The sequence below is a fragment of the Tessaracoccus yangjingae genome (assembly GCF_054483935.1).
The window spans coordinates 468276-490267 of sequence record NZ_CM137014.1 but is presented as its reverse complement, the minus strand read 5'-3'; the positions used below and the strand labels follow the sequence as shown (position 1 = coordinate 490267).

At 69.4% G+C, this 21992-nt stretch carries 19 protein-coding genes and 1 riboswitch; of the genes, 12 read left to right on the top strand and 7 right to left on the bottom strand.

Features of this window, described 5'->3' with window-relative positions; genetic code table 11:
- Positions 1 to 37 precede the first annotated feature (37 nt).
- The 5 genes from ACX1D3_RS02095 (at position 38) to ACX1D3_RS02075 (ending at position 6869) form a co-directional block, all read left to right on the top strand.
- Positions 38 to 2398, top strand: a complete 2361-nt coding sequence (locus ACX1D3_RS02095) for a glycogen debranching protein (RefSeq protein WP_458995328.1) — start codon at positions 38 to 40, stop codon at positions 2396 to 2398.
- Positions 2399 to 2402: 4 nt separating this feature from the next.
- Positions 2403 to 3383: a diacylglycerol/lipid kinase family protein gene (locus tag ACX1D3_RS02090; protein ID WP_458995327.1), complete on the top strand. Its 981-nt coding sequence runs from the start codon at positions 2403 to 2405 to the stop codon at positions 3381 to 3383.
- A 272-nt stretch (positions 3384 to 3655) separates the two neighbouring features.
- Complete coding sequence (locus tag ACX1D3_RS02085) at positions 3656 to 4273, top strand: DUF4126 domain-containing protein (protein ID WP_458995326.1); 618 nt, start codon at positions 3656 to 3658, stop codon at positions 4271 to 4273.
- 201 nt (positions 4274 to 4474) lie between these two features.
- A complete protein-coding gene (gene thiC / locus ACX1D3_RS02080) occupies positions 4475 to 6175 on the top strand; it encodes a phosphomethylpyrimidine synthase ThiC (protein ID WP_458995325.1) in 1701 nt (566 codons plus the stop codon).
- A 7-nt stretch (positions 6176 to 6182) separates the two neighbouring features.
- On the top strand, positions 6183 to 6869 hold the full coding sequence (locus ACX1D3_RS02075) for a thiamine phosphate synthase (RefSeq protein WP_458995324.1): 687 nt from the start codon (positions 6183 to 6185) through the stop codon (positions 6867 to 6869).
- 39 nt (positions 6870 to 6908) lie between these two features.
- Here the strand turns inward: ACX1D3_RS02075 and thiH are convergent, their stop codons facing one another.
- The 4 genes from thiH to thiS are packed head-to-tail and all read right to left on the bottom strand — an operon-like array spanning position 6909 to position 9680.
- Positions 6909 to 8060 carry a 2-iminoacetate synthase ThiH gene (gene thiH, locus ACX1D3_RS02070; protein ID WP_458995323.1) on the bottom strand — a complete coding sequence of 384 codons (1152 nt, stop codon included), beginning with the start codon at positions 8058 to 8060 and terminating at the stop codon, positions 6909 to 6911.
- Positions 8060 to 8851 carry a thiazole synthase gene (locus tag ACX1D3_RS02065; RefSeq protein ID WP_458995322.1) on the bottom strand — a complete coding sequence of 264 codons (792 nt, stop codon included), beginning with the start codon at positions 8849 to 8851 and terminating at the stop codon, positions 8060 to 8062. The genes thiH and ACX1D3_RS02065 overlap by 1 nt, the downstream gene beginning before the upstream one ends.
- The gene (gene thiF, locus ACX1D3_RS02060; protein ID WP_458995321.1) at positions 8844 to 9485 is read right to left on the bottom strand and encodes a sulfur carrier protein ThiS adenylyltransferase ThiF; all 642 of its coding nucleotides are present in this window, start codon (positions 9483 to 9485) and stop codon (positions 8844 to 8846) included. The genes ACX1D3_RS02065 and thiF overlap by 8 nt, the downstream gene beginning before the upstream one ends.
- A complete protein-coding gene (thiS, locus tag ACX1D3_RS02055; protein WP_458995320.1) occupies positions 9486 to 9680 on the bottom strand; it encodes a sulfur carrier protein ThiS in 195 nt (64 codons plus the stop codon).
- A gap of 103 nt (positions 9681 to 9783) precedes the next feature.
- A riboswitch (TPP riboswitch) is annotated at positions 9784 to 9891 on the bottom strand.
- A 55-nt stretch (positions 9892 to 9946) separates the two neighbouring features.
- Between thiS and ACX1D3_RS02050 the strand changes: the two genes are divergently transcribed.
- Complete coding sequence (locus tag ACX1D3_RS02050; protein ID WP_458995319.1) at positions 9947 to 12016, top strand: NAD(+) synthase; 2070 nt, start codon at positions 9947 to 9949, stop codon at positions 12014 to 12016.
- Between the two features lie 13 nt (positions 12017 to 12029).
- Positions 12030 to 12404: an ArsC/Spx/MgsR family protein gene (locus ACX1D3_RS02045; RefSeq protein WP_458995318.1), complete on the top strand. Its 375-nt coding sequence runs from the start codon at positions 12030 to 12032 to the stop codon at positions 12402 to 12404.
- 100 nt (positions 12405 to 12504) lie between these two features.
- Here the strand turns inward: ACX1D3_RS02045 and ACX1D3_RS02040 are convergent, their stop codons facing one another.
- Together ACX1D3_RS02040 and ACX1D3_RS02035 are read right to left on the bottom strand one after the other, a co-directional pair.
- Positions 12505 to 13104, bottom strand: coding sequence for a hypothetical protein (locus tag ACX1D3_RS02040; protein ID WP_458995317.1), 600 nt, complete (start codon positions 13102 to 13104; stop codon positions 12505 to 12507).
- A 14-nt stretch (positions 13105 to 13118) separates the two neighbouring features.
- On the bottom strand, positions 13119 to 13958 hold the full coding sequence (locus tag ACX1D3_RS02035) for a hypothetical protein (RefSeq protein WP_458995316.1): 840 nt from the start codon (positions 13956 to 13958) through the stop codon (positions 13119 to 13121).
- 143 nt (positions 13959 to 14101) lie between these two features.
- Here ACX1D3_RS02035 and ACX1D3_RS02030 point away from each other — a divergent pair, with 143 nt between their 5' ends.
- The 4 genes from ACX1D3_RS02030 to ACX1D3_RS02015 all read left to right on the top strand — a co-directional run bounded on the left by ACX1D3_RS02030 (position 14102) and on the right by ACX1D3_RS02015 (position 19401).
- Positions 14102 to 15958 carry a hypothetical protein gene (locus tag ACX1D3_RS02030; protein ID WP_458995315.1) on the top strand — a complete coding sequence of 619 codons (1857 nt, stop codon included), beginning with the start codon at positions 14102 to 14104 and terminating at the stop codon, positions 15956 to 15958.
- 2 nt (positions 15959 to 15960) lie between these two features.
- Positions 15961 to 17541, top strand: a complete 1581-nt coding sequence (locus ACX1D3_RS02025; protein WP_458995314.1) for a class I SAM-dependent DNA methyltransferase — start codon at positions 15961 to 15963, stop codon at positions 17539 to 17541.
- Entirely contained in the window at positions 17538 to 18713 is a 1176-nt protein-coding gene (locus ACX1D3_RS02020) for a restriction endonuclease subunit S (protein WP_458995313.1), read from the top strand. The genes ACX1D3_RS02025 and ACX1D3_RS02020 overlap by 4 nt, the downstream gene beginning before the upstream one ends.
- 94 nt (positions 18714 to 18807) lie before the next feature.
- Complete coding sequence (locus ACX1D3_RS02015; protein WP_458995312.1) at positions 18808 to 19401, top strand: hypothetical protein; 594 nt, start codon at positions 18808 to 18810, stop codon at positions 19399 to 19401.
- Here the strand turns inward: ACX1D3_RS02015 and ACX1D3_RS02010 are convergent.
- Positions 19385 to 19804 carry an excisionase family DNA-binding protein gene (locus ACX1D3_RS02010; protein WP_458995311.1) on the bottom strand — a complete coding sequence of 140 codons (420 nt, stop codon included), beginning with the start codon at positions 19802 to 19804 and terminating at the stop codon, positions 19385 to 19387. The genes ACX1D3_RS02015 and ACX1D3_RS02010 overlap by 17 nt on opposite strands.
- Positions 19805 to 20252: 448 nt before the next feature.
- On the opposite strand from ACX1D3_RS02010, the gene ACX1D3_RS02005 reads away from it, so the two are divergent.
- Positions 20253 to 21992 (top strand): ATP-binding protein, encoded by a 1740-nt coding sequence (locus tag ACX1D3_RS02005; protein ID WP_458995310.1) that lies wholly within the window; start codon positions 20253 to 20255, stop codon positions 21990 to 21992.

The window sequence follows — 21992 nt, the reverse complement described above, 5'->3', positions numbered from 1 at the left end:
GCCGTGCGTGTCGGGGTGGCGTGCCAGAATCGACGCCATGACACGCGTGATCGCGCTGGACCGGCGCTCCTGGTCCAAGGCCACCTGGCCTCTCGGCACCCACCCCCACGCCGAGGGCGTCACCTTCGCGATCTACGCGCCGGCTGCCACCAGGGTCCAGCTGGAGATCTATCCCGACGCGATGGGTGCCTCAGCCGATCGCACCTACCTGCTCGTCAAGGGCAGGGACGGCATCTGGCGGGCGCTGCTGCAGGGTCTGCAGTTCGGCGCCCTCATCGGGTTCCGTGCCTGGGGCCGCAACTGGCCGTACGTGAAGGGCTGGAAGCCCGGGTCGGACCTCGGGTTCATCTCGGACCTGGATCAGCACGGCAACCGGTTCAACCCCAACAAGGTGCTCTTCGACCCGTATGCCCGCGAGGTCACCCACAACGTCTTCACCGATCAGCTGCACGAGTACGGCGTCAACGACGGCGTGTTCGGCACCGGCGGGGACCTGGTCGACGGCGTCCCCCGTCGCACCATCGACACCGGGCCCTACGCCCCGAAGGGCGTGCTCATCGCCGACTACACCCCGGTCACGCCCAAGCCGCGGATCCCGGGTGAGAAGACCGTCATCTACGAGGTGCAGGTGGAGCAGCTCACCGGGCACCCCTCGGTGGCGCGGCTGTCCCAGCTGCTGAGCCGAGAGCCGGGTTTCGAGGGCGTCGTCGACATCCCTGAGGAGTTCCAGGGGACGTACAAGGGTGCCGGGATGATGGCGCCCTACCTCAAGGCTCTGGGGGTCACCACCGTCGAGTTGCTGCCGGTGCACGAGACGAACGCGTCGGAGTCGGCGCGCCACGGCGCCGTGAACGCCTGGGGCTACATGACGCTGTCGTTCTTCGCCCCCAACCGCCAATACGCGGCGGACAAGGCCTGGTGCGGCCCCACCCGCGAGTTCAAGGAGATGGTCTCGGCGTTCCACGACGCGGGCCTCGAGGTCTATCTCGACGTGGTGTACAACCACACCGCCGAAGGCGGCAACTGGAACGGCGACGTCAACACCACCGGCTTCACCAGCCTCGGCGGGTTCGCGTGCGCGGAGTACTACCAGATGACCTCCGACAAGGTGCTCGTCGACGGTGCCACCGGCACCTCGAACCAGGTCAACTATTCCTCCCAGGCCGCCAGGAACCTGGTGCTCGACTCCCTGCGGTACTGGACGCAGGACATGCAGGTGGACGGTTTCCGGTTCGATCTGGCCACCGTCCTGGGGCGGCTCCCGGGCGAGGCTCATCCCGACGACTGGGCCAGGCAGAAGCGGTTCTTCTCGGACCACCCGCTGCTGGTGGACATCGCGTCCATGGCGAAGGCCGAACACATCGAGGTCATCGCCGAGGCGTGGGACCTGTGGGGCTACGAGGTGGGCAACTTCCCGCGCGGTTGGGGCGAGTGGAACGGCCGCTACCGCGACGCCGTGCGCCGGTTCACCAAGGGAGACGCCAACATGGTGGCGTTCACGGACATGTTCAACGGGGACTACCACCACTTCCATGACAGCGGCGGCGCCCAGAAGACCATCAACTTCGTCACCGCCCACGACGGCTTCAACATGGCGGACCTGGTGTCCTACCAGGAGAAGCAGAACGATCAGCCGCCGCCGTTCGGCCCGTCCGACGGCGGTTCGGACGACAACCTCTCCTGGGATTCGGGGGGCTCGCAGGCGCTCAGGCGCCAGCGGCTGCGCAACCTGTGGAGCATCCTGTTCTTCTCCCGCGGCGTGCCCATGATCGTGGCCGGAGACGAGTTCGGCCGCACCCAGAACGGCAACAACAACCCGTGGGCGCTGGACTCGGTGGCCATGCGCAACAACTACGCCATGATCCCCACCAACGCGCCCCAGCGGGTGCCGGTGGCCGACGGGGTGGACGAGGGCTACCACGACAACCTCGGCCAGTACGAGACGGCGCCCCACGTCAACGGCCAGTTCCGCTTCGCCACGTTCCTCGCCAACCTGCGCCAGCGCCATGAAGCACTGCAGCAGAGGCGCTGGGGGGACATGGTGGCAGACGACAAGGACGTGTCGTACCTCTTCCACACCCCGTCGGGAGAGGGGTTCCCCATGGAGGGGGACCGGGCGGTCTCCATCCAGATCGATTCCCCGGGCGACGACTTCTGGGTCATGATCAACATGGCCGACCAGGAGATCGAGTTCAAGGTCCCGCCTCCTCTGGAGGGCTGTGTGTGGCGCCGCCTGGTGGACACCTCCACCTTCGCGGAGCCGGCGTGCAACTTCTGGAACGAGGGCGAGGGCATGATCGTCTCCGACAGCGCGACGGTGGCGGCCTGGTCCGTCATCGTCTGGCAGGAACAGGCGAAGCCCGACGGCTCCCGCGCCATCCCCGTGTGGAAGGACTGAGCCCATGAGCGAACCGAACGGCGCCGGGACGAGGCGCGCCGCCGTCGTGTTCAACCCCACGAAGGTGGACCGTGCGGAACTTGAGCTGGCGGTCGCCGACGCGGAGCGGTCCTCCGGCTGGGGGTCCTCGCTGTGGCTGGAGACCTCCGCCGATGACCCCGGGGCGGGCATGGCGCGGCAGGCGGTCGAGGAGGGCTGCGCCCTCGTGCTGGCCGTCGGCGGCGACGGCACCATCCGCGCGGTCGCCGAGGGGCTGAGGGGGAGCGCGGTGCCGTTGGGCCTCTGTCCCCGTGGCACCGGGAACCTGCTGGCCAGGAACCTGCGTCTCCCGTTGGGCAACCTCCAAGGCTCAGTGACGGCGGCGTTCCAGGGGGTCCCGCGCCCCGTGGACGTGGGGGTCCTGGACTGGGTGCGGCCCGGTGGCGAACACGAGGAGCGCGTCTTCGTCGTCATGGCAGGCATGGGCCTGGACGCCCAGATCATGTCCAGCACCGACGAGGAACTGAAGAAGCGGGTCGGCATGCTGGCCTACGTGAAGGTTGGCGTGGAGAAGTTGCGTCGCAATCACCGGATGCGCCTGCAGTTCCGCCTCGACGACCAACCCCCGCAGCGCGCCAGGGTGCACACCGTGCTCGTGGGTAACTGCGGGTCGATCGGCGGCAACGTGACGCTGATGCCCGATGCCGCCGTCGATGACGGGGTCCTCGATGTGTTGGCGATGGAGCCGCAGGGCATGTTGGGCTGGGTGCGGGTGGCCTGGGGAGTCGTGGTGGACAACGGCATCCTGCGCGGCCGCCGGAACCGCGAGGGCGGCGAGGGCGAGCTGAGGTACCAGCGGTGCCGGAGCCTCGAGGTGTGGCTCCGGGAGCCCGAGTCGATCCAGCTCGACGGTGACTACTTCGGCAAGGTGGTGTCGCTCTCTGTGCACGTGGAGCCCAAGGCGCTCCGGGTGATGATGCCCCCCGGGTGGGAGCCCGCCGCCTGACGCGCGGCCCCTGGCGTCCGCTGTCCCGCGAGGGGGACGGTTTGAGCCGGACACGGCTCTCGCGGGGACGGTTTGAGCCTGGCTTCGGACTCGTCGCGCGTTGGATCGATCAAACTGGCCGCATCGGCGGTTGAGGCCGAAGTCCGGCTCAAGCGTCCGCCGCAAGGGCCGTGTCCGGCTCAAGCTTCCACCGCGAGAGCCGTGTCCGGCTCAACGCGTCCCTGGCGATCCGGACCCAGCGCGCGGCCAGGCCGGCTCGCCATAATGGCGGCATGGAACTGCTCCCCATGACGTTCGCCTCCGGGTGGGCATCCGGCATCAACGCCTACGCGACGGTGTTCATCCTCGGGCTGCTCGGCCGCTACGCCGGGACCGGCGGCGTGCCCGAGGGGTTCATGCGCACGGACGTGCTCATCGTCATGGGAGTCCTCGCCCTGCTGGAGCTGATCGCGGACAAGATCCCCGTCGTCGACTCCATCTGGGACGTCCCCTCGACTGTGATCCGCCCCATCGCCGGCGCCGTCATCGGGGCGCTGATCGCCGGCGCGAACGGCGACATCCTCACCATCTCCCTCGCCGCCGTCGGCGGGGTGACGGCGCTGCTCAGCCACCTCTCCAAGGCCGGCATCCGGCTGGCGGTGAACACCTCGCCGGAGCCGGTGTCCAATGTCGCGGCGTCGGCGGCGGGCGACGTCGGCGTCGTCGGGGTGACGACGCTGGCCGTGCTCTTCCCCGTGGCGGCCGCGGTCGTCGCGGGAGTCCTGCTGATCGCGATGATGTGGCTGGCGTGGGTGTTGATGTCGCGGATCAGGCGGGGCTGGGAGTGGCTGAAGGCCAGGTGGACCACCGCCGACTCCCCTCCCGGAGGTCGGCCTGCCCGGCGCGCGTGAGCGCCGCGCAGCCGTAGAGCTTCGCCTGCCGCGTCGTGCTGCAGGCAAACCTCATCGTGGCCCGGACGAGATCCGGCGACGGCACCCGCTACAGTCACTGTTGTCCCCACGGGAGCCCAGGCAAGGGCTGAGATCGGGCTGATGCCGCCCGGACCGTCGAACCTGCCCGGGTTATGCCGGCGAAGGAAGAGAGGCTCGCTCGTGAGTGAGATCCATCCGAAACACCGTGTCGTCCACCTGCTCGACGACGACATCAGCGTCCCCGTCACCGCGGTGTCGCTGGATCCGTCACCCGATGGGACCGACAACCCCGACGTGCACGTCTACCGCACCTGCGGTCCCGACACCGATCCGACGACAGGCATCCCTCCCCTGAGGACGGACTGGATCCTCGCCCGCGACGACGTCGAACCCTGGCAGGGGCGGCGCGCGCGGCAACTCATCGACGACGGACGCGCCGCGCTGCGCCGAGGCGGGTCGGCCGAGGAGTGGCGCGGCCCGGAGCGCACCGTGCTGCGGGCGCGGCAGGGCAGGACGGTCACGCAGATGCACTACGCCCGCCAGGGGCTGGTGACTCCCGAGATGCGCTATGTGGCGCTGCGCGAGGGCTGCGACGTGGAGCTCGTCCGCAGCGAGGTGGCGGCCGGCCGGGCCATCATCCCGGCCAACGTGAACCACCCGGAGAGCGAACCCATGATCATCGGGCGGCGCTTCCTCACGAAGGTCAACGCGAACATCGGGAACTCGGCCGTCACCAGTTCGATCACCGAGGAGGTGGACAAGGCGCGCTGGGCCACCAGGTGGGGGGCCGACACCGTGATGGATCTGTCCACAGGCGACGACATCCACACGACCCGCGAGTGGGTGATCCGCAATGCCCCGGTGCCGCTGGGCACCGTGCCGCTGTACCAGGCGCTGGAGAAGGTCGACGGGCGCGCCGAGCTGCTCACCTGGGAGATCTTCCGCGACACGGTGATCGAGCAGGCCGAGCAGGGCGTGGACTACATGACCATCCACGCCGGCGTGCTCCTGCGCTACGTGCCGCTGACCGCCAACCGGGTCACGGGCATCGTCTCGCGCGGGGGATCGATCATGGCGGCCTGGTGCCTGGCGCACCACGAGGAGTCGTTCCTCTACACGCACTTCGACGAGCTGTGCGAGATCTTCGCCCGGTACGACGTGGCGTTCAGCCTCGGCGACGGGCTGCGTCCGGGCGCCACCGCCGACGCCAACGACGAGGCGCAGCTGAGCGAGCTGCGGACCCTGGCGGAGCTGACCCAGCGCGCCTGGGCCCACGACGTGCAGGTGATGGTGGAGGGCCCCGGGCACGTGCCGCTGAACCTGGTGGAGGAGAACGTCCGGCTGCAGCAGGACTGGTGCCACGGCGCCCCGTTCTACACCCTCGGCCCGCTGGTGACCGACATCGCTCCTGGCTACGACCACATCACCTCCGCCATCGGGGCCGCCGTCATCGCGATGCACGGCACGGCGATGCTGTGCTACGTCACCCCGAAGGAACACCTGGGCCTGCCGAACCGCGACGACGTCAAGACGGGCGTGGTCACGTACAAGATCGCCGCGCATGCCGCCGACGTCGCGAAGGGGCACCCGGGGGCCAGGATCCGGGACGACGCCCTGTCGAAGGCCCGGTTCGAGTTCCGCTGGCACGACCAGTTCGCGCTGTCGCTCGACCCGGACACCGCGATCGCGTACCACGACGAGACGCTGCCGGCGGAGCCGGCGAAGACCGCCCACTTCTGCTCGATGTGCGGGCCGAAGTTCTGCTCGATGCGGATCAGCCAGGACATCAGGGCCGCCCATGGTCTGAAGGAGAAGTCAGTGGAGTTCCGTGCCAGCGGCGGCCAGGTCTACCTGGACGTCACCGCGGCCGGGAAGCGGTGAGGGGCCGGTGGCCCTCCCCGGCGGTCCGTCGTCGCCCGGTGCCTTCCCCGACTACCGGCTGTACCTGGTCACCTCGGGCGCCGGCCCCGCCACCGTCGCAGCCGCGTCGGCCGCCGCGGCCGCGGGTGCGGGCGTCGTACAGGTCCGGGCGAAACAACTGTCCGCGCGGGACCTGCTGGACCTGGTGCTGCGGGTGGCCGACGGTGTGGCCTCGGCGAACCCGGCGACGCGCGTGCTCGTCGACGACCGGGCCGACGTCGCCCATGCCGCCATGCGACGCGGGGCGCACGTCCATGGCGTCCACCTCGGGCAGGACGACCTGCCGGTGCGCTCCGCCCGCGACCTCCTCGGGCCCGGCGCGCTGATCGGGCTGACGACAGGCACCCTGGACCTGGTGCGCGCCGCGAACGACGTGGCCGACGTCGTCGACTACCTCGGGGCCGGCCCGTACCGGCTCACCCCGACCAAGGACTCGGGCCGTCCACCCCTGGGCCTCGACGGCTACCCGCCGCTGGTGACAGCCAGCGAACTGCCGGTCGTGGCCATCGGCGACATCGGGCCGGGCGACGTCGCGGCCCTGCGCCGGACCGGGGTCGCGGGGGTCGCGGTGGTGCGGTGCGTCATGGACGCCGAGGACCCGGGCGCCCGGGCAGCGGCCCTCCTGGACGCCTGGGCCGATGGCGGCGTCGGCTAGCAGGGCCCGCCGGCGCGGACGAGGGGCGTCCGCGCCGGGTCAGGTCCGGATGTGGTCGCGGTAGACGGGCTGCAGGCCGCGATCCACGAGGACGCGATGGATCTCCGCCAGGCTGCGCGTGTCGGAGATCTCGAACTGCTCGTCGCCCTTCTCCTCGGCCGCGTGTCCGCCGACGCCGACGCTGACGCCCGCCGACATGCGGGTGGCGACCAGCCCGGCGACGTTGTCGCGGAACCCCGCCCGCTCCCGCGTCGAGATGGTGATCCCGGCGTACGGCAGGAGCAGGCGGTAGGCGAGCATGACCTGCAGCAGTTGCCGCTCCGTCACGTTGATCTCCACCCCGTCGTGGTTGATGTAGGGCCGCAACCGGGGCACCGACAAGGTGATCTCGGCGTGCGGATAGCGGCGCTGGATGGAGCGGGCATGCATGCCGACGGCGAAGGCATCTCGGCGGGCATCGCCCAACCCCAGCAGCGCCCCGAACGCGACGCCCCGCATGCCGCCTTTCAGGGCCCGCTCGGGTGCGTCGAACCGGTACGGGAACACCCGTTTGGGGCCGAACAGGTGCACCCGCGAATAGGTGTCGAGGTCGTAGGTCTCCTGGTAGACGGCCACGTAGTCCACGCCGCGGTCGTGCAGGTAGGCGTAGTCCTCGGTGTTGAGCGGCTGCACCTCGATGCCGACGACGGCGAAGTGGCGCGCCGCCTTCTCCGCCGCCTCGCCGATGAACCGCACGCCGGAACGCTGCTCGGACTCGCCGGTCAGCAGCAGCACCTCCTGGAGGCCGGTGGCGGCGATCTCCGCCAGCTCCGCCTCCATCTCCTCCGGCGTCAGCGACGCCCGGTGGATCCGGTTGGAGGCGCTGAACCCGCAGTAGGTGCACTCGTTCTGGCAGTAGTTGGCCAGGTACAGGGGCGTGAACATCGCGATCCCGTTGCCGTGGTGGCGGAGGGTCAGCTCCCGCGCCCTGGCCGCCATGGCCTCCAGGTGCGGGTCGGCGGCCGGCGACAGCAACGCGGCGAAGTCCTCGGTCGTCACCTCGTCCCGGGCGAGCGCGGCCCGCACGTCGGCCTCGCCGTAGTGGCCCGGATGGTATCCGGCGACCGCGGCCATCACCTCCGCCATCACCGGCGACTCCAGCGACTCCATGCCCGGGCGGTACGACATGGGGTCGCGCAGCGCGACGGCCATCAGTCCTCCAGGAATCCGGTGAGCGGGCTGGAGGCCTCCGCCCGGTCGAGGACGCGCCCCGGGCCTGCCAGGTGCCCGGCCCGGCCCGCCTCGACCGCCAGCCGGAACGCGGTCGCCATGCGCCCGACGTCCGCGGCCGTCGCGATGGCCGTGTTGCACATCACGGCGGCGGCACCCAGCTCGATGGCCTCGCACGCCTGAGAGGGGCGGCCGATGCCGGCGTCGACGATGATCGGCAGGTCGATCTCCTCGATCAGGATCCGGATGAACTCGCGCGCCACCAGGCCCTTGTTGCTGCCGATCGGGGCGCCCAGCGGCATCACGGCCGCCGCGCCCGCCGACACCAGGGCCCGGGCGACGACCAGGTCGGGATGCATGTAGGGCAGCACGACGAAGCCGTCGGCGGCGAGGATCTCGGTGGCGCGGACCGTCTCCGCGTTGTCCGGGAACAGGTACTTCGAGTCGTTGATCACCTCGACCTTCACGAAATCTCCGCAGCCCAGTTCCCGGGCCAGCCGCGCGATCCGGACGGCCTCGTCGGCTGTGCGGGCGCCCGAGGTGTTCGGCAGCAGCGTCACCGAACCGGGGATGTGGTCGAGGATGTCCTCGAGCCCCCCGGCGTTGGCGCGGCGCAGGGCGACGGTGACGATCTCGGCGCCGCCGTTGTCGACGACGGCGCGGATCAGCGGCAGCGAGAACTTGCCGGACCCCAGGATCAGCCGGGAACCGAAGCTGCGCCCACCCAGCGACCAATCCCCGACGGCGGTCGGGGCGAGCGTCGCGCTAGACATCGGCGTGTCCCAGCAGCAGCCGCAGCACCGTGTTGGCCTGATGGGCCGCGCACAGCTGCACGCGGGGCGCCATGAGGCCTCGACCCGCCGTCGCCCCGCTCTCCAGATCCCCGGAGAGGTACAGCCGGTCCAGGGCCCTCCTCGTCGTGATGGTGTTGGAGCTGCCGTAGCCGGCCATCCCGGAGCCCGACACCAGTGGCGTGTCGGGCACGTCGGCCAGCAGGCTGCTGACCAGCATCGCCTTCTGGTCGGCGAGGTCGAACGCCTCGCACACCACGTCGAATCCGGTGAGCAGGGTCGGTACGTTGTCAGGGGTGAGCTTCACGGTGACGATGTCCACCGTGGTCAGGGGGCTGATCGCTGTGAGCTGCTCCGCGAGCGCTTCGGTCTTCGGCATGCCGATGTGCCGCAGGAGGTAGTTCTGGCGGTTCAGGTTGCACATCTCGACGATGTCGAAGTCGATGAGGCGCAGGTGCCCCACACCCAGCCGGGTCAGCGCGAATGCGATGTGGGAGCCGAGCCCGCCGAGGCCGGCGATCGCGACGCGGGCCCGGGCGAGCCGCTCGTACACGTCGCAGCCGTGGCGGTCGATGAGCCCCTCGACATAGGCGTCCCGGACGGCGGTGGCGCCCATCTACCCGCCCCCGACGAACGCGACGACCTCGACGATGTCGTCGTGGCCGACGCGCACCGAGTCGTACCTGGCCCGGGGCACGATCTGCCCGCCGAGCTCCACCGCGACCCTGTGCACGTCGAATCCCCGACTGGTCAGCAGGTCGAGCAGGGACTGGCCGGCGGCTCCTGGGATCTCCTCACCGTTCACCCGCACAGCTACACCTCCTTCGCCGGGCGAGCCGGCGTCCGTGGACGGCGCTCGACCCCTGTGGGCGGAGCGCTCGGCCTGCCGACAGGGCATGGCCGATGACGAGGGGTGAGAAATCACACGACGTCCCTTCGCCAGTGCTAACTGGATCAGGTTCAACGGGTGTGATCTCAGCCGACAGTGACCTAGCGTCACGGCGGCACCCCGCGTCCGAGGGTCACGCTAGTGCAACTCGCAGGTGGGGCACAATCCTCCGTGCAAGACTGACGCCCATGGAGTTCACCTCGCTCTACCGGCACGGGTTCGCGCGGGTCGCGGCCTGCACGCTCCCGGTCACCCTGGCCGACCCGTCGGCCAACGCGCACGCGATCGCGGTGGAGGCCAGGGCCTGCCACGACGACGGGGTGGCGGTCGCGGTGTTCCCGGAGCTGTCGCTCTCGGGCTACGCCATCGACGACCTCCTGCTGCAGGACGTACTGCTCGACGCGGTGGACCGCGCCGTCGTCGAACTGGCGGACGCGACGGCGGACCTCCTGCCGCTGCTCGTGGTGGGCGCGCCCCTGCGCGCGGGCAACAGGCTCTACAACTGCGCGGTGGTGATCCACCGCGGGCACGTGCTCGGCGTGGTGCCCAAGGCGTACCTCCCCAACTATCGCGAGTTCTACGAGAAGCGTTGGTTCGCCGACGGTGCGGACCTGGACCTCGGCACGCTCCACCGTCCCGGCTGGCCCGCCGAGTTCGGCGAGGTGCCGTTCGGCACCGATCTGCTGTTCGACGCGCGCGACGTGCCCGGCCTCACGGTGCACGTGGAGGTGTGCGAGGACATGTGGGTGCCGGTGCCTCCGTCGTCTCTGGCGTCGCTGGCCGGTGCGACGGTGCAACTCAACCTCTCCGCCTCCCCCATCACCGTGGGCCGCGCCGAGGACCGGCACCTGCTGGCCCGCTCGTCGAGTGCCCGCAACAACTCCGCCTATCTGTACGCCGCGGCCAGCTTCGGCGAATCCACCACGGACCTGTCCTGGGACGGCATGACGATGGTCTACGAGATGGGCGATCTCCTCGGCCAGACCGAACGCTTCCCGCACGCGGCCCAGCGCACCGTCGTCGACCTGGACCTGGACCGCCTTCGTCAGGAGCGCATCCGTCAGGGCTCGTTCGAGGACAACCGGCGCGCGGTGGGGGTGGGGGAGTACCGGAGCATCGAGTTCGCGGTCCGGCCACCCTCGGGGGATCTGGGGCTGCGCCGCCCGCACGACCGCTTCCCGTTCGTGCCCGACGACCCGGCCCGCTTGAATCACGACTGCTACGAGGCCTACAACATCCAGGTCTCAGGGCTCGAGCGGCGCATGAAGGCCATCGGCGGGGGCGATGCGTCGAAGGCGCCGAAGATCGTGATCGGCGTGAGCGGGGGCCTGGATTCCACGCACGCGTTGATCGTCGCGGCCAAGGCGTGCGACAGGCTGTCGCTGCCGCGCACCCACATCCTGGCGTTCACGCTGCCCGGCTTCGCCACGTCGTCGCACACGAAGAACAACGCCACGCTGCTGGCCGAGGCGTTGGGCGTCACGTTCGAGACGGTGGACATCACGCCCATGGCCACCCAGCTGCTCAAGGACCTCGGCCACCCGGCCGGCGACGGGCAGCCCGTCTACGACGTCACGTTCGAGAACGTGCAGGCAGGCATAAGGACGGACTTTCTCTTCCGCGCCGCCAACCAGCGCGGCGGGATCGTGCTGGGCACCGGAGACCTGTCCGAGCTCGCGCTCGGCTGGTGCACCTACGGGGTGGGTGATCAGATGAGCCACTACGCCGTGAACACCGGGGTGCCGAAGACGCTCATGCAGCACCTCATCCGCTGGGTGATCAACACCGGCCAGTTCGAGGAGACCGGCGTCAACGAGACGCTCGCCTCCATCCTCAACACCGAGATCTCACCCGAGCTGATCCCGGTGGGGGAGGGGCAGAAGCCGCAGTCGACGGAGGACTCCATCGGCCCCTACGCGCTGCACGACTTCACCCTCTTCGGCTTCCTGCGCCGCGGCTACCGGCCCAGCAAGATCGCGTTCATGGCGCACCACGCGTGGCGCGACATCGAAGCCGGCCACTGGCCCTCCGGCTACCCGGAGGCCGACCGGACGGCCTACGACCTGCCCACCATCAAGAAGTGGATGGCGGTGTTCCTGCGCCGCTTCTTCGGCAACCAGTTCAAGCGCTCCGCCATCCCGAACGGGCCCAAGGTGCTCTCCGGCGGCGCGCTCTCGCCGCGAGGTGACTGGCGGATGCCGTCGGACGTCTCGGCGACGGCGTGGCTAGCGGAGCTCAAGGACAACGTCCCCGACTGACAAGGAGATTCGCATGAAGGACCTGACCATCCTGCACAATCCGCGCTGCTCCACCTCGCGCGCCGGCCTGGAGGCCGCGGAGGCGTCGGGGCTGAGCCTGGAGGTGCGCAACTACCTCAAGGAGCCGCTCGACGAGGCCGCCTGGCTGGAGGTGCTGGAGATTCTCGACGCCGACCCCACGGACATGGTGCGCCGCGACAAGGCCTTCGACGAGCTGGGCCTGAGCGACGACGACGTGGCCAGCGCCGACCAGGTGGCGCGGGTGCTGGCGGAGAACCCCGCGCTCGCCCAGCGGCCGGTCCTCATCCGCCGCGGCGGCGCCCGCCCGCGGGCGATCATCGGGCGCCCGAAGACGGCGGTCGCCCCCTTCCTGTCCTCCGCCGGCTGACCCGAAGGCCAACCGTCGGCCGGGGTTGTCGGCGTGGGCCGTCGACGAGCCGGGTGCCCCCCATGTTCACCAGGCTCGCCGACGGCGGCTCAGGGGTACGTCACCCGTGCGGGCGCGGGTCGAAGGGTTGGTCGGTCGCCGCGGCCGCCAGCTCGGGCTCAGCGGGACCTGCGCCGTCGTCCGGTTCGCCGCCGGGGGTGCGGCGGGTCCGCCGCGCGAGGAGCAGGATGAGCGACGACCCCGCTACGTGTGCCGCGACCCCGAAGCCCAGGATGACGAGCAGCGACTCCACCCGCCGGTCCGTGATCTGCCAGCGGCCGAGTTCGTAGGCGCTCGCAGTGGCCGCCGCCTGAGACTCGAGCAGCTGAGCCTGGCCGAGCAGTAGCGAGTCGTTCTGCCGGCCGATGATCTCGAGCATGTCGTTGGTGTACCAACCGTTGACCACCTGCTGCTTCGGGGCGCTGTCGGCTGTGTACTCGCGCAGTTGCTTCAGGGAGGCCGCGCCGTTGAAGTCGCCGACGAAGTCGGGCAGGGCGGCTGTCCGGGTCTGATCGGGCGCCTCCGGAAGGGCCGGGAACGGCTGCCTGACCAGCACGATCAGCGCGACGAGCACAGCGGCCCAGACGATGGCCCGGTAGGCATGCAGAGCGGCCGGTTCAGGGCGTGGGGCCACCGTCGGTGCCGAGTGAGTATCTGGCATGTGGAGTCCTTCGGTCATGAGGTGCCGACGGTCCAGGCGCCGTCGGCCTTGATCAACAGCAGCGACGGTCCGGCCATCACGGGCACGCTGCCCTGGTAGGTGCCGATCTCGTTGATGAGCAGGCTGGGCCAGGTCCCGTCGGTCTGGTGGACGGCGAAGTTCGAGCTGCCGTCGTGGGTGACGGCCGCGACCGCGGCAGCCCCCTCGTACTTGAACACGGCGTCGCCGGTGCCGCTGAGCTGAGCGGTCGCGACGGGGGCATTGGTGATGGGATCGATCTGGACCGTCCAGGCGCCGTCGGCGGTGATCTGCAGCATCGCGCTCTCGGCGCCCATGAGGCCGTAGGAGACGACGCCCGAGTAGCTGCCGATCTCGTTGACGAGCAGGTCGCTCATCTGGTTGGAGGCGTCCAGGGTCTGGAGCACGAAGTTGGCGCTGCCCTGGTGCGTGGCCGTGACGAGCGCGGCCTCGGCCTCCGCCGGGAGCTGGATGACGGAGTCTCCGGTGCCGCTCTCGGAGATGGTGGCGAAGGTGCCGAAGCGTTCGGTGTACGGGTCGACGACGGGCTCGGTGATCTCCTCCGTCGGCGTGGCCGCGGCAGTGCTCGCCGGAGCGCTGGAGGCGCTCGGAGGGGCTGAGGCCGAAGCGGCCCGCTCAGTCGTCGCGGCGGACGCGGAGGTGGAGGCGGGGGCGGCCGCCGGGGCCGCCGTGTCGGCCGGTTCCGACAGGGCGCCGCCGATGCCGGCGAGCAGGACGAGGCCCGCGGGGATGAGCACGCGCTTCTTGCGGTACCACGGCCGGACGGGCGCCGGGGCGGGGCCGGTGGGTGGCTGCCACTGGGGGGTGGTGGTCATGGTTTCTCCTTCGGGTCGACGATGGTTCCACGGTCCCAGGGCTAGACGTTCTAGTCATGCGATGAGCCGATAAGGAGGGTTATCAGGAAGAGGCGCTCAAGATCGGCCGATCCCGCTAGGGTGGGCGACGAGGGGAGGGCGCAATGCTCATCACGGCTGCCGACGTGGCGATGATCGCCCGCGTCCGCCGCCCCGTCGTCACCATGTGGCGCAAGCGCTACACCGGCCCCGACGCGTTCCCGCCGGCCCAGGGCGGGCGCTTCGACGCCGATCTCGTCGTGAGTTGGCTCGCCGAGCACGGGCGAGGCAACAACCCCCAGCCCGAACGCGCGCTTCCGCTGCTCGGAATGCTGCTCGAGGCGCGCACGGATGTGGCGCGGGCCATGGAGCTGTCCGCCGTGCTCGCCTTCCGCGCCGCCTACGGCGAGGCCCTCGTCGAGGACCTCACCAGGGCAGGAGCACCAGACCGGGGAGTCCTGGAGGAGCTGGACAGCCTGCGTTGCTTCGGTCGCGAGGTCCGGGATCTGGGTGGCCGCCTCACGGAGACCGCAGCGGCCGTCGACGCCTTCCTGGACGAGCGCTTCGGCGCGGCCGACGCCATGGCCTGGCTGACCGACGACTGCCTCGTGCGGCACCTCCCGGCCGTCGCCTCTCTGTCGCTCTCGCGGCTGGCCGCCGGCCTCGTGGCCAGGGCCGCCGTCGCCCTGGCGGAGCTCTCCCCGCGCCCCGACCTCCTCGATGCCGCCGGTACCGGCTTCTCCTGGCTGCAGCAGCTCCCCCCGGAGTGGCCCGCCCCGGTGGGGATCGCGGTCGACGACTCGGCGGTCGGGCGCCACTCCCGCCGCGTCCTGCAGGTGGGGGAGTGGGATGCCCAAGCGGTGTCCGACGAGCGGGGATGGGCCCTCGCCGTCGACGCCGCGATCGACGCCGAGCCCGCAGAGCTGTTCGGCCGGGCCGCGCTGGGCGACGACGGCCAGGTCCGCCTGGTGCTCGGCCCCGCCAGGCTCCTCACCGATCCGGCCGGAGACGCGGCCGCCCGCGACGAACTCCTCCGCGATGGCGTGGTGCGCGCCGTCGTCAAGCTGCCGGCGGGATGCCGCCCCGTCCACCCGCGCGAGGCGCTGGCCCTGTGGCTGGTGGCGGAGCGCGACGAGCTGCCCTTCGAGCAGCACCGCACCTTCGTCGCCGACCTCACAGGCGTGGACCTGACCCCGCAGGTGGTCGCGGACCTCGTCGTCGACCTCACGGTGGCCGCGCAGGACCTCCCCGCCCAGCAGCATCGCGCGTGGCGGGTCCTGCGCCCAGCCCTCACCCGGCATCTCCTCGCCCGCGGCGGCTCGCTCGTCGCCACGTCCCAGGCGCCGCTCGGACGGCCCACGATGACACTGACGCCCGAGGAGCTGCAGGCCCGCGCCGCGGCGGTGGGTCTCGGCCCGCTGTGGCTCACGCCCGGCCCTGGACGGGCCGCGTCCGGGACCACGGCGCAGGTTGGCCTCGCCGACGGTTGGCTCAAGCTCCTCCCCGGCTCCAGGCTCGGCCCCGATCAGCTCGGCGACGGCGACCTCACCGTCTGGACCGTCGACGCCGGACGCCTCTCCCGGACCGCGACGGTGGACCGGCTGACCGCCCTCGCCCGTCCCCGCACCTGGCTCACCCAGCCGGGCGACGTGATCCTCGGCCCGGGACCCAGCGCCGTCGTCGACACCCACGGCGGCTCCCTCGTCGCCACCCCTGCCCGGGCCCTGCGCCTCACCGCCGACGCGCCCGTCACCGCGCAGCAGCTTGCCCGCGCCGTCGCCTCCGCGCCGCGCGGCACCAAGCCGCCCCAGTGGCGGCTCACCCCGCTCGATCCCGAGCAGCGCGCCGCATTGTCGGCGGCGGCTGACAGGATTGGGCAGCGTCGGGCCGAGCTCACGGCCCAGCTCGACGCCCTGAACTCGTTCGAGGACGCCCTCCTCGAAGCGTGCGAGACCACCACCCTCACCCTGGAGACCCGCTGACCATGGCCAGAACACCCGCCGCCCCCGCCGCGCCCAGCACCGCCAAGGAGCTCAAAGACCTGCTGTGGAAGTCGGCTGACAAGTTGCGCGGCTCGCTGGATGCCAGCCAGTACAAGGACATCGTGCTGGGGCTGGTGTTCCTCAAGTACGTCGCGGATGCGTTCGAGGAGCGCCGCGAGCAGATCCGCGAGGAACTCATCATCGAGGGCTACGACGAGGCCACCGTCGCCGAGACGCTGGAAGATCGCGACGAGTACACCGGCTCCCAGGTGTTCTGGGTGCCGCAGGAGGCCCGGTGGTTCTACCTCGCGGCGCACGCCAAGGGCACGCCGGAGAAGTCCACCGGCGAACTCGTCGACGACGCCATGCGCCGGCTGATGGAGGAGAACAAGTCGCTGGCCGGGACGCTCCCCATGGTGTTCAACCGGTCCAGCGTCGACATGCGGCGCCTCTCCGAGCTGATCGACCTGCTCAACGGCGCCCGCTTCACCGGTGCCGGCGCCACCAAGGCCCGCGACCTCCTGGGCGAGGTCTACGAGTACTTCCTGGAGAAGTTCGCCCGCGCCGAGGGCAAGCGCGGCGGCGAGTTCTACACCCCCGCCGGCGTGGTGCGCGTGCTCGTCGAGGTGCTGCGCCCAACGTCGGGCCGCGTCTACGACCCCTGCTGCGGGTCGGGGGGCATGTTCGTCCAGGCGGAGAAGTTCCTCGAGTCGCACCACCGCTCGCCCGGCAGCATCTCGGTCTACGGGCAGGAGCTCAACGAGCGCACCTGGCGGATGGCGAAGATGAACCTCGCCATCCACGGCATCCTCGGCAACCTCGGCCCCACCTGGGGCGACACCTTCGCCCGCGACCTCCACCCGGACCTCAAGGCCGACGCGGTCATGGCCAACCCGCCGTTCAACATCAAGGACTGGGCCCGCCGCGAGGACGACGCCCGCTGGGCCTACGGCGTGCCGCCCGCCGGGAACGCCAACTACGCCTGGCTGCAGCACATCCTGAGCAAGCTCGCCCCCGACGGCCAGGCGGGCGTGGTGATGGCCAACGGCTCGATGTCGTCCAACAGCGGCGGCGAGGGCCAGATCCGCGCCGAGATGGTGGAGGCCGATGTGGTGAGCTGCATGGTGGCGCTGCCCACCCAGCTGTTCCGCTCCACCGGCATCCCCGTGTGCGTGTGGTTCCTGGCCAAGAACAAGGGCGCCTCCGGCGAGGCGACGACCGACCGCCGCGGCCAGACGCTGTTCATCGACGCCCGCAACCTCGGCCACATGGTCGACCGTGCGGAGCGCGCCCTGAGCGACGACGACATCGCCAGGATCGCGGGCACCTTCGCCGCCTGGCGCGGCATCGAGGGCGAGTACGACGACGTCCCCGGGTTCTGCCGGTCCGTCCCGACGGCGGAGATCAAGGCCGCCGGCTACGCCCTGACCCCGGGTCGCTACGTCGGCACCGCGGCGGTCGAGGACGACGGCGAACCCCTCGACGAGAAGATCGAGCGGCTGACCAAGGAGCTGTTCGAGGCGATGGACGAGTCTGCCCGCCTCGACGCCGTCGTCCGCGAGCAGCTTGGACGGCTGTCGTGAGAACCACGCTTACAAAGCTGGCCGCCAGAGGCGTTCTCGAGTTCAGCGATGGGTATCGCACTCGCAAGGATGAGCTTGGCCGGAGCGGCTTCCGTATTGTTCGAGCCGGGGATCTTCACTCGGGACGTGTGCACTTTGACGGGCCAGATTTCATCAACCCCAGCATGGTCAAGGGAATCGGGCGGAAGGTCGTCCAGCCGGGTGACGTTGCCCTCACCACCAAGGGGACGGTCGGGCGCGCTGCGCTGGTCGGTGATGTGCCTGAACCCGCTGTCTACAGCCCACAGATCTGCTACTTCAGGGTGCTGGACGCGTGTGTGTTGAACGCCCAGTTCCTGCTCTCCTGGTTCAGGAGCCAGGAGTTCTGGGCCCAAGCCTCTTACCTGATGTCGGCCACTGACATGGCTCCCTATCTGAGCCTCAAAGACATCGGGAATCTAGATGTAGATCTCCCTGACCTCGCCACCCAAACCGCCATCGCCGACGTCCTGGGAGCGCTGGACGACAAGATCGCCGCCAACGAGCGGGTTAGGCGGGCTGTTGGGGCGCTGTCGTCCGTGCTGTTTGCCTCCGCTACCCGCGACTCCCGAACGACTCGACTCGGAGACTGCGCGAAGCTCAATGAACGACCGCTCAAGCCTGGCTCAGGCTCCATCCGGTACCTCGACATTTCGTCTGTCGGCGTAGGCGAGTTTGCTGAACCCATCGAGATTGCATGGTCGGAGGCGCCCAGTCGTGCCCGGCGCGGCGTTCAGGACGGCGACATCATCTGGTCGACTGTTCGCCCCGAGCGCAGGTCCCATGCGTTGATTCTCGATCCCCCTAGTGATCTGGTCTGCTCCACTGGTCTGATCACGATCACGCCGACCAAGGTTGGGTCAGCCTTCCTCTACGAGGCGACGCGCACCCAGGAGTTCGTGGACTTCCTGGTCGCTGGTTCTACGGGCTCCGCGTACCCCGCAACGAACGCGGCCGTCTTCCTAGGGGCGCCCATTCCCCTGCCTGAAGCGAGAGTGCTGGGCGAGTTCGAGGCTCAGATGAGCCCGGCTTGGAGGCGGGCAGCGGTGGCGGCGGAGGAGTCACGCCGCCTCGCCGCGACCCGCGACGCACTCCTCCCCGAGCTCATGTCCGGGCGGCTCCCGATCAGAACCTTGGAGGATTCGGTGCGATGAACACAACACGCCAGAGGTGGGCGATAGGACCTGCGACCATCATCCAGCGCGGGACTACTGCCGTTACCGAACGGGTCGCTGAGTGGGGCGGATTATGACTGCGCCAGAGGCTCTGACCTTCAACTGCCTGACCCGCTACCGGGACGTCACGCTAGAGGACGCTTCTCAACTTGAGCTGGGGCACCTCCTGTACTTCCTCCAGGCGGCGGGCGAGCCGCTGAACCTGCGGTTCGCGAAGGTGCACTACGGTCCCCACGCCGACAACCTGCGCCACGTGCTCGTCGAGCTTGAGGGGCACTACGTCGACGGCTATGGAGACGGCACAGACGCCGTCACCGAATTCCGACCGATCAGGCTCCGTCCCGATGCCGTTGCCCCGGAGCCCACGCCGGAGTCCGCGGAGCGTCTAGACCGCACTATGGAGCTCTGCTCCGGGTTCGCGACGCCCTTCGGCATGGAGCTGCTCGCGAGCACCCACTGGGTTGCCACTCACGATGGGGCTCGGAGCCTTGAGGACTGCACAGCTGCAGTGTGGCGCTGGAACCCGCGGAAGCGTGACCTGTTCACCGCCCACCACATCGAGACGGCGTGGACCGCACTGAGGGACCTGGGATGGCTGAATCAGCCCCGCAACGTGGAGCACACCACGGGGCAGCCGTTGACGACGGGTCTCACCGGATCTCGATGAACCCATCGGACTCAAGCTCAGGCGCGTAGGTCTTAGCCAGCTCCGTGAGCGCCGCCGCCCGCCTCGCGGGAGCCTCCTTGAGGTAGGCCTCGATGGCGGCCCTGGTGACACGGCGGTGGACGCCTGCCGGCCTCTCAAACGGGATCAGGCCCTCGTCAAGGAGGCGTACAAGGCTTGGACGACTGATCCCGAGCAAGTTGGCGGCTTCCTGGGTCGAGAGGAGGGGCTTTGCCCTCGTCACGACGACGTCGTCACCTGCCTCCAAGCCGTCGACGATTTCCACGACCACCTGGAGCGCACGGGGTGACAGACGGTAGCTGCGGCCCTCGAGCAACAGCTCCGCCGACGCGTCAGCGCTTGCTTCATCGAGGAACACGAAGTCCGTCGGGGTGAGAGTTGACATGCACCAAGGATACCGCGAAACGAACAAAACGAAAGCTGACAGGATGGCGCGCTCGTGTCTCGAGCGTTGAGTCCTTCACTGCACGTCACTGAGTGTTCACTCAACAACAGAGATGTGCAGTGAGCACAACGTTGACGACCGACGCCTGCCGATGGGGTCGCAAAGTCGGGGGGCCTTGTGTCGTACAAGGTGGCGGCGACGCCGCAGGGAGATGGCCATGTCCGTCGCCGGGGTGAGAGGCAGGCGTGGTGCACGTGCGACCCTCCACCGGTGAAGGTCTCGTTGGCGGCGTGCAGCGTCAGTTCGACAGTCTGCTGATCAAGAGTGAAAGAGACTGAGAGACACTGAAAGAGCCTCCTCCCCGCTCTCCCTCACTGTTCCCACACTTCCTCACTGTATACAGTGAGGACCGACTGATGTACAGTGATTATGCAGTGAGGGGGAGCCCATGGATGTCGAAGCGACCGTCGCGCGGCTACGCCGCCAAGGGAGCGACGACGCTGCCGCGGAGGCGAAGAGCTCCGTCGGAAAACTGGCCAAGGATGTCTGGAACACCGTCAGCGCCTTCGCCAACACCGATGGTGGTCTGATCCTTCTGGGCCTGAATGAGGCGGAGGGCTTCGCCCCGGCCGCAGGTTTCAAAGCGCAACCGATCATCGACGCGCTGACCGCGGGGATGCCCGTCTCGCCCAACACCGCCTCTCCTCGAGTCGAACCGGTTCCCGACCATGAGATCGAGAGGGTCGAGGTTGCTGGGCGGCAGGTTGTTGCTCTCCGGATCGAGCCCCTGCGCAGCGATCAGCAGGCCCCGTGCTTCGTCGTCGACAAAGGCCTGGAGAACGGATCATTCAGGCGGCGGGATGACCAGAACGAGCACCTGTCCACGTACGCGATCTACCTGCTGCGGCACCGCAATCAGTACGTGCGAACTGACCGCCAACCCGTTCCCCAGGCTCGCGTGGAGGACCTCGACTCCCAGACGGTAGAGCGGCTGCTCAGCAATATCAGCCGCGCCAAGTCGCGGGCAGTGGACGGGACGAGGTCAACCATCGAGGCACTGCGGCGGCTGAACATCCTCGATCCCGACGGCATCCCCACGCTGGCCGGTCTGGTGGCGGTCGGTACCTATCCTCAGCAGTTCTTTCCACAGCTCTTCGTTGACATCACTGTGCACCCTGGAAATGCAAAGTCTGCCCTGAGTGACGGAGTCCGTTTCGTGGATAGACGCGAGGCGGACGGGGCCATTCCGAACATGGTTGCGGAGGCGGTGTCCGCGACCCTCGCCAACCTCAAGACCCGACGGGTGGTGAAAGGGGCCGTCGGCCAGGACGTGCCCGAGATTCCCCCCGAGGTGCTCCGTGAGGCGATCGCCAACGCCCTCGTTCACCGCGACTACAGCCCTCAAGCGGTCGGGCAGCAGGTTGCAGTCGATGTGTATCCCAATCGCGTTGAGATCAGCAGCCCAGGGGGGCTCTGGGGAGGCGTGACCACCGAGAACATCGACAGCGGCCAGTCGCGCTCACGTAACGACGCACTTGCCAAGCTTCTGACGTGGGTGCCGTTGCCTGGTGGTGGGGTGGTGGTCGAGAACCAGGGCTCTGGTGTTCCCTTGATGCTCAACGCCATGCAGACTGCAGGATTGCCCAGGCCGGAGTTCACCGCAGCAGTCGACCGCGTGACCGTGACGCTGTTCCGGCACGGACTACTGGACGAGGACACAGCGCAGTGGCTCAAGGTCCAGGGGGCTTCCGGGCTTCCCCCGCATCAGCAGATGGCGCTGGTGCTCGCTGAGCAGTCTTCAGTGGTGACGGTGGGGGAGCTCAGGCGTCAGGTGGGCATCGACAGTGATGACGCTCGAGCGGACCTTCAACAGCTGGCGGCTCTCGGGCTCCTCGTCGAACTGGGAACTGACAGGTACGCGCGTCCGACGCCAGTTCTGGCGCCCCGTCCCTGGTCTCCGACACAGCTGGACATCCTGGCGGCGATGAGCGCATCAGATGGTCCTATTACTGTGCAGGACCTCAATGAGAAGACAGGCCGGCCAGTCGGGACACTTCGCACGGCGCTCCGTGGCCTCGTGGAGGCCAAGGCCGTGCTTCCGACCGCCCCTCCGAGTAGCCGGTTGCGCGCCTACCGCTTAGGTGACCAGCCGTCACTGTTCACACTGGACCTCAGCGAGCTGCAGTGA

Bases quoted from the DNA above. Each gene is read 5' to 3' on its own strand.
- ACX1D3_RS02095 (WP_458995328.1), top strand. From the start codon at position 38: ATGACACGCGTGATCGCGCTGGACCGGCGCTCCTGGTCCAAGGCCACC.
- ACX1D3_RS02090 (WP_458995327.1), top strand. From the start codon at position 2,403: ATGAGCGAACCGAACGGCGCCGGGACGAGGCGCGCCGCCGTCGTGTTC.
- ACX1D3_RS02085 (WP_458995326.1), top strand. From the start codon at position 3,656: ATGGAACTGCTCCCCATGACGTTCGCCTCCGGGTGGGCATCCGGCATC.
- thiH (WP_458995323.1), bottom strand. From the start codon at position 8,060: ATGGCCGTCGCGCTGCGCGACCCCATGTCGTACCGCCCGGGCATGGAG.
- ACX1D3_RS02065 (WP_458995322.1), bottom strand. From the start codon at position 8,851: ATGTCTAGCGCGACGCTCGCCCCGACCGCCGTCGGGGATTGGTCGCTG.
- thiF (WP_458995321.1), bottom strand. From the start codon at position 9,485: ATGGGCGCCACCGCCGTCCGGGACGCCTATGTCGAGGGGCTCATCGAC.
- ACX1D3_RS02050 (WP_458995319.1), top strand. From the start codon at position 9,947: ATGGAGTTCACCTCGCTCTACCGGCACGGGTTCGCGCGGGTCGCGGCC.
- ACX1D3_RS02045 (WP_458995318.1), top strand. From the start codon at position 12,030: ATGAAGGACCTGACCATCCTGCACAATCCGCGCTGCTCCACCTCGCGC.
- ACX1D3_RS02040 (WP_458995317.1), bottom strand. From the start codon at position 13,104: ATGCCAGATACTCACTCGGCACCGACGGTGGCCCCACGCCCTGAACCG.
- ACX1D3_RS02035 (WP_458995316.1), bottom strand. From the start codon at position 13,958: ATGACCACCACCCCCCAGTGGCAGCCACCCACCGGCCCCGCCCCGGCG.
- ACX1D3_RS02030 (WP_458995315.1), top strand. From the start codon at position 14,102: ATGCTCATCACGGCTGCCGACGTGGCGATGATCGCCCGCGTCCGCCGC.
- ACX1D3_RS02025 (WP_458995314.1), top strand. From the start codon at position 15,961: ATGGCCAGAACACCCGCCGCCCCCGCCGCGCCCAGCACCGCCAAGGAG.
- ACX1D3_RS02015 (WP_458995312.1), top strand. From the start codon at position 18,808: ATGACTGCGCCAGAGGCTCTGACCTTCAACTGCCTGACCCGCTACCGG.
- ACX1D3_RS02010 (WP_458995311.1), bottom strand. From the start codon at position 19,804: ATGTCAACTCTCACCCCGACGGACTTCGTGTTCCTCGATGAAGCAAGC.
- ACX1D3_RS02005 (WP_458995310.1), top strand. From the start codon at position 20,253: ATGGATGTCGAAGCGACCGTCGCGCGGCTACGCCGCCAAGGGAGCGAC.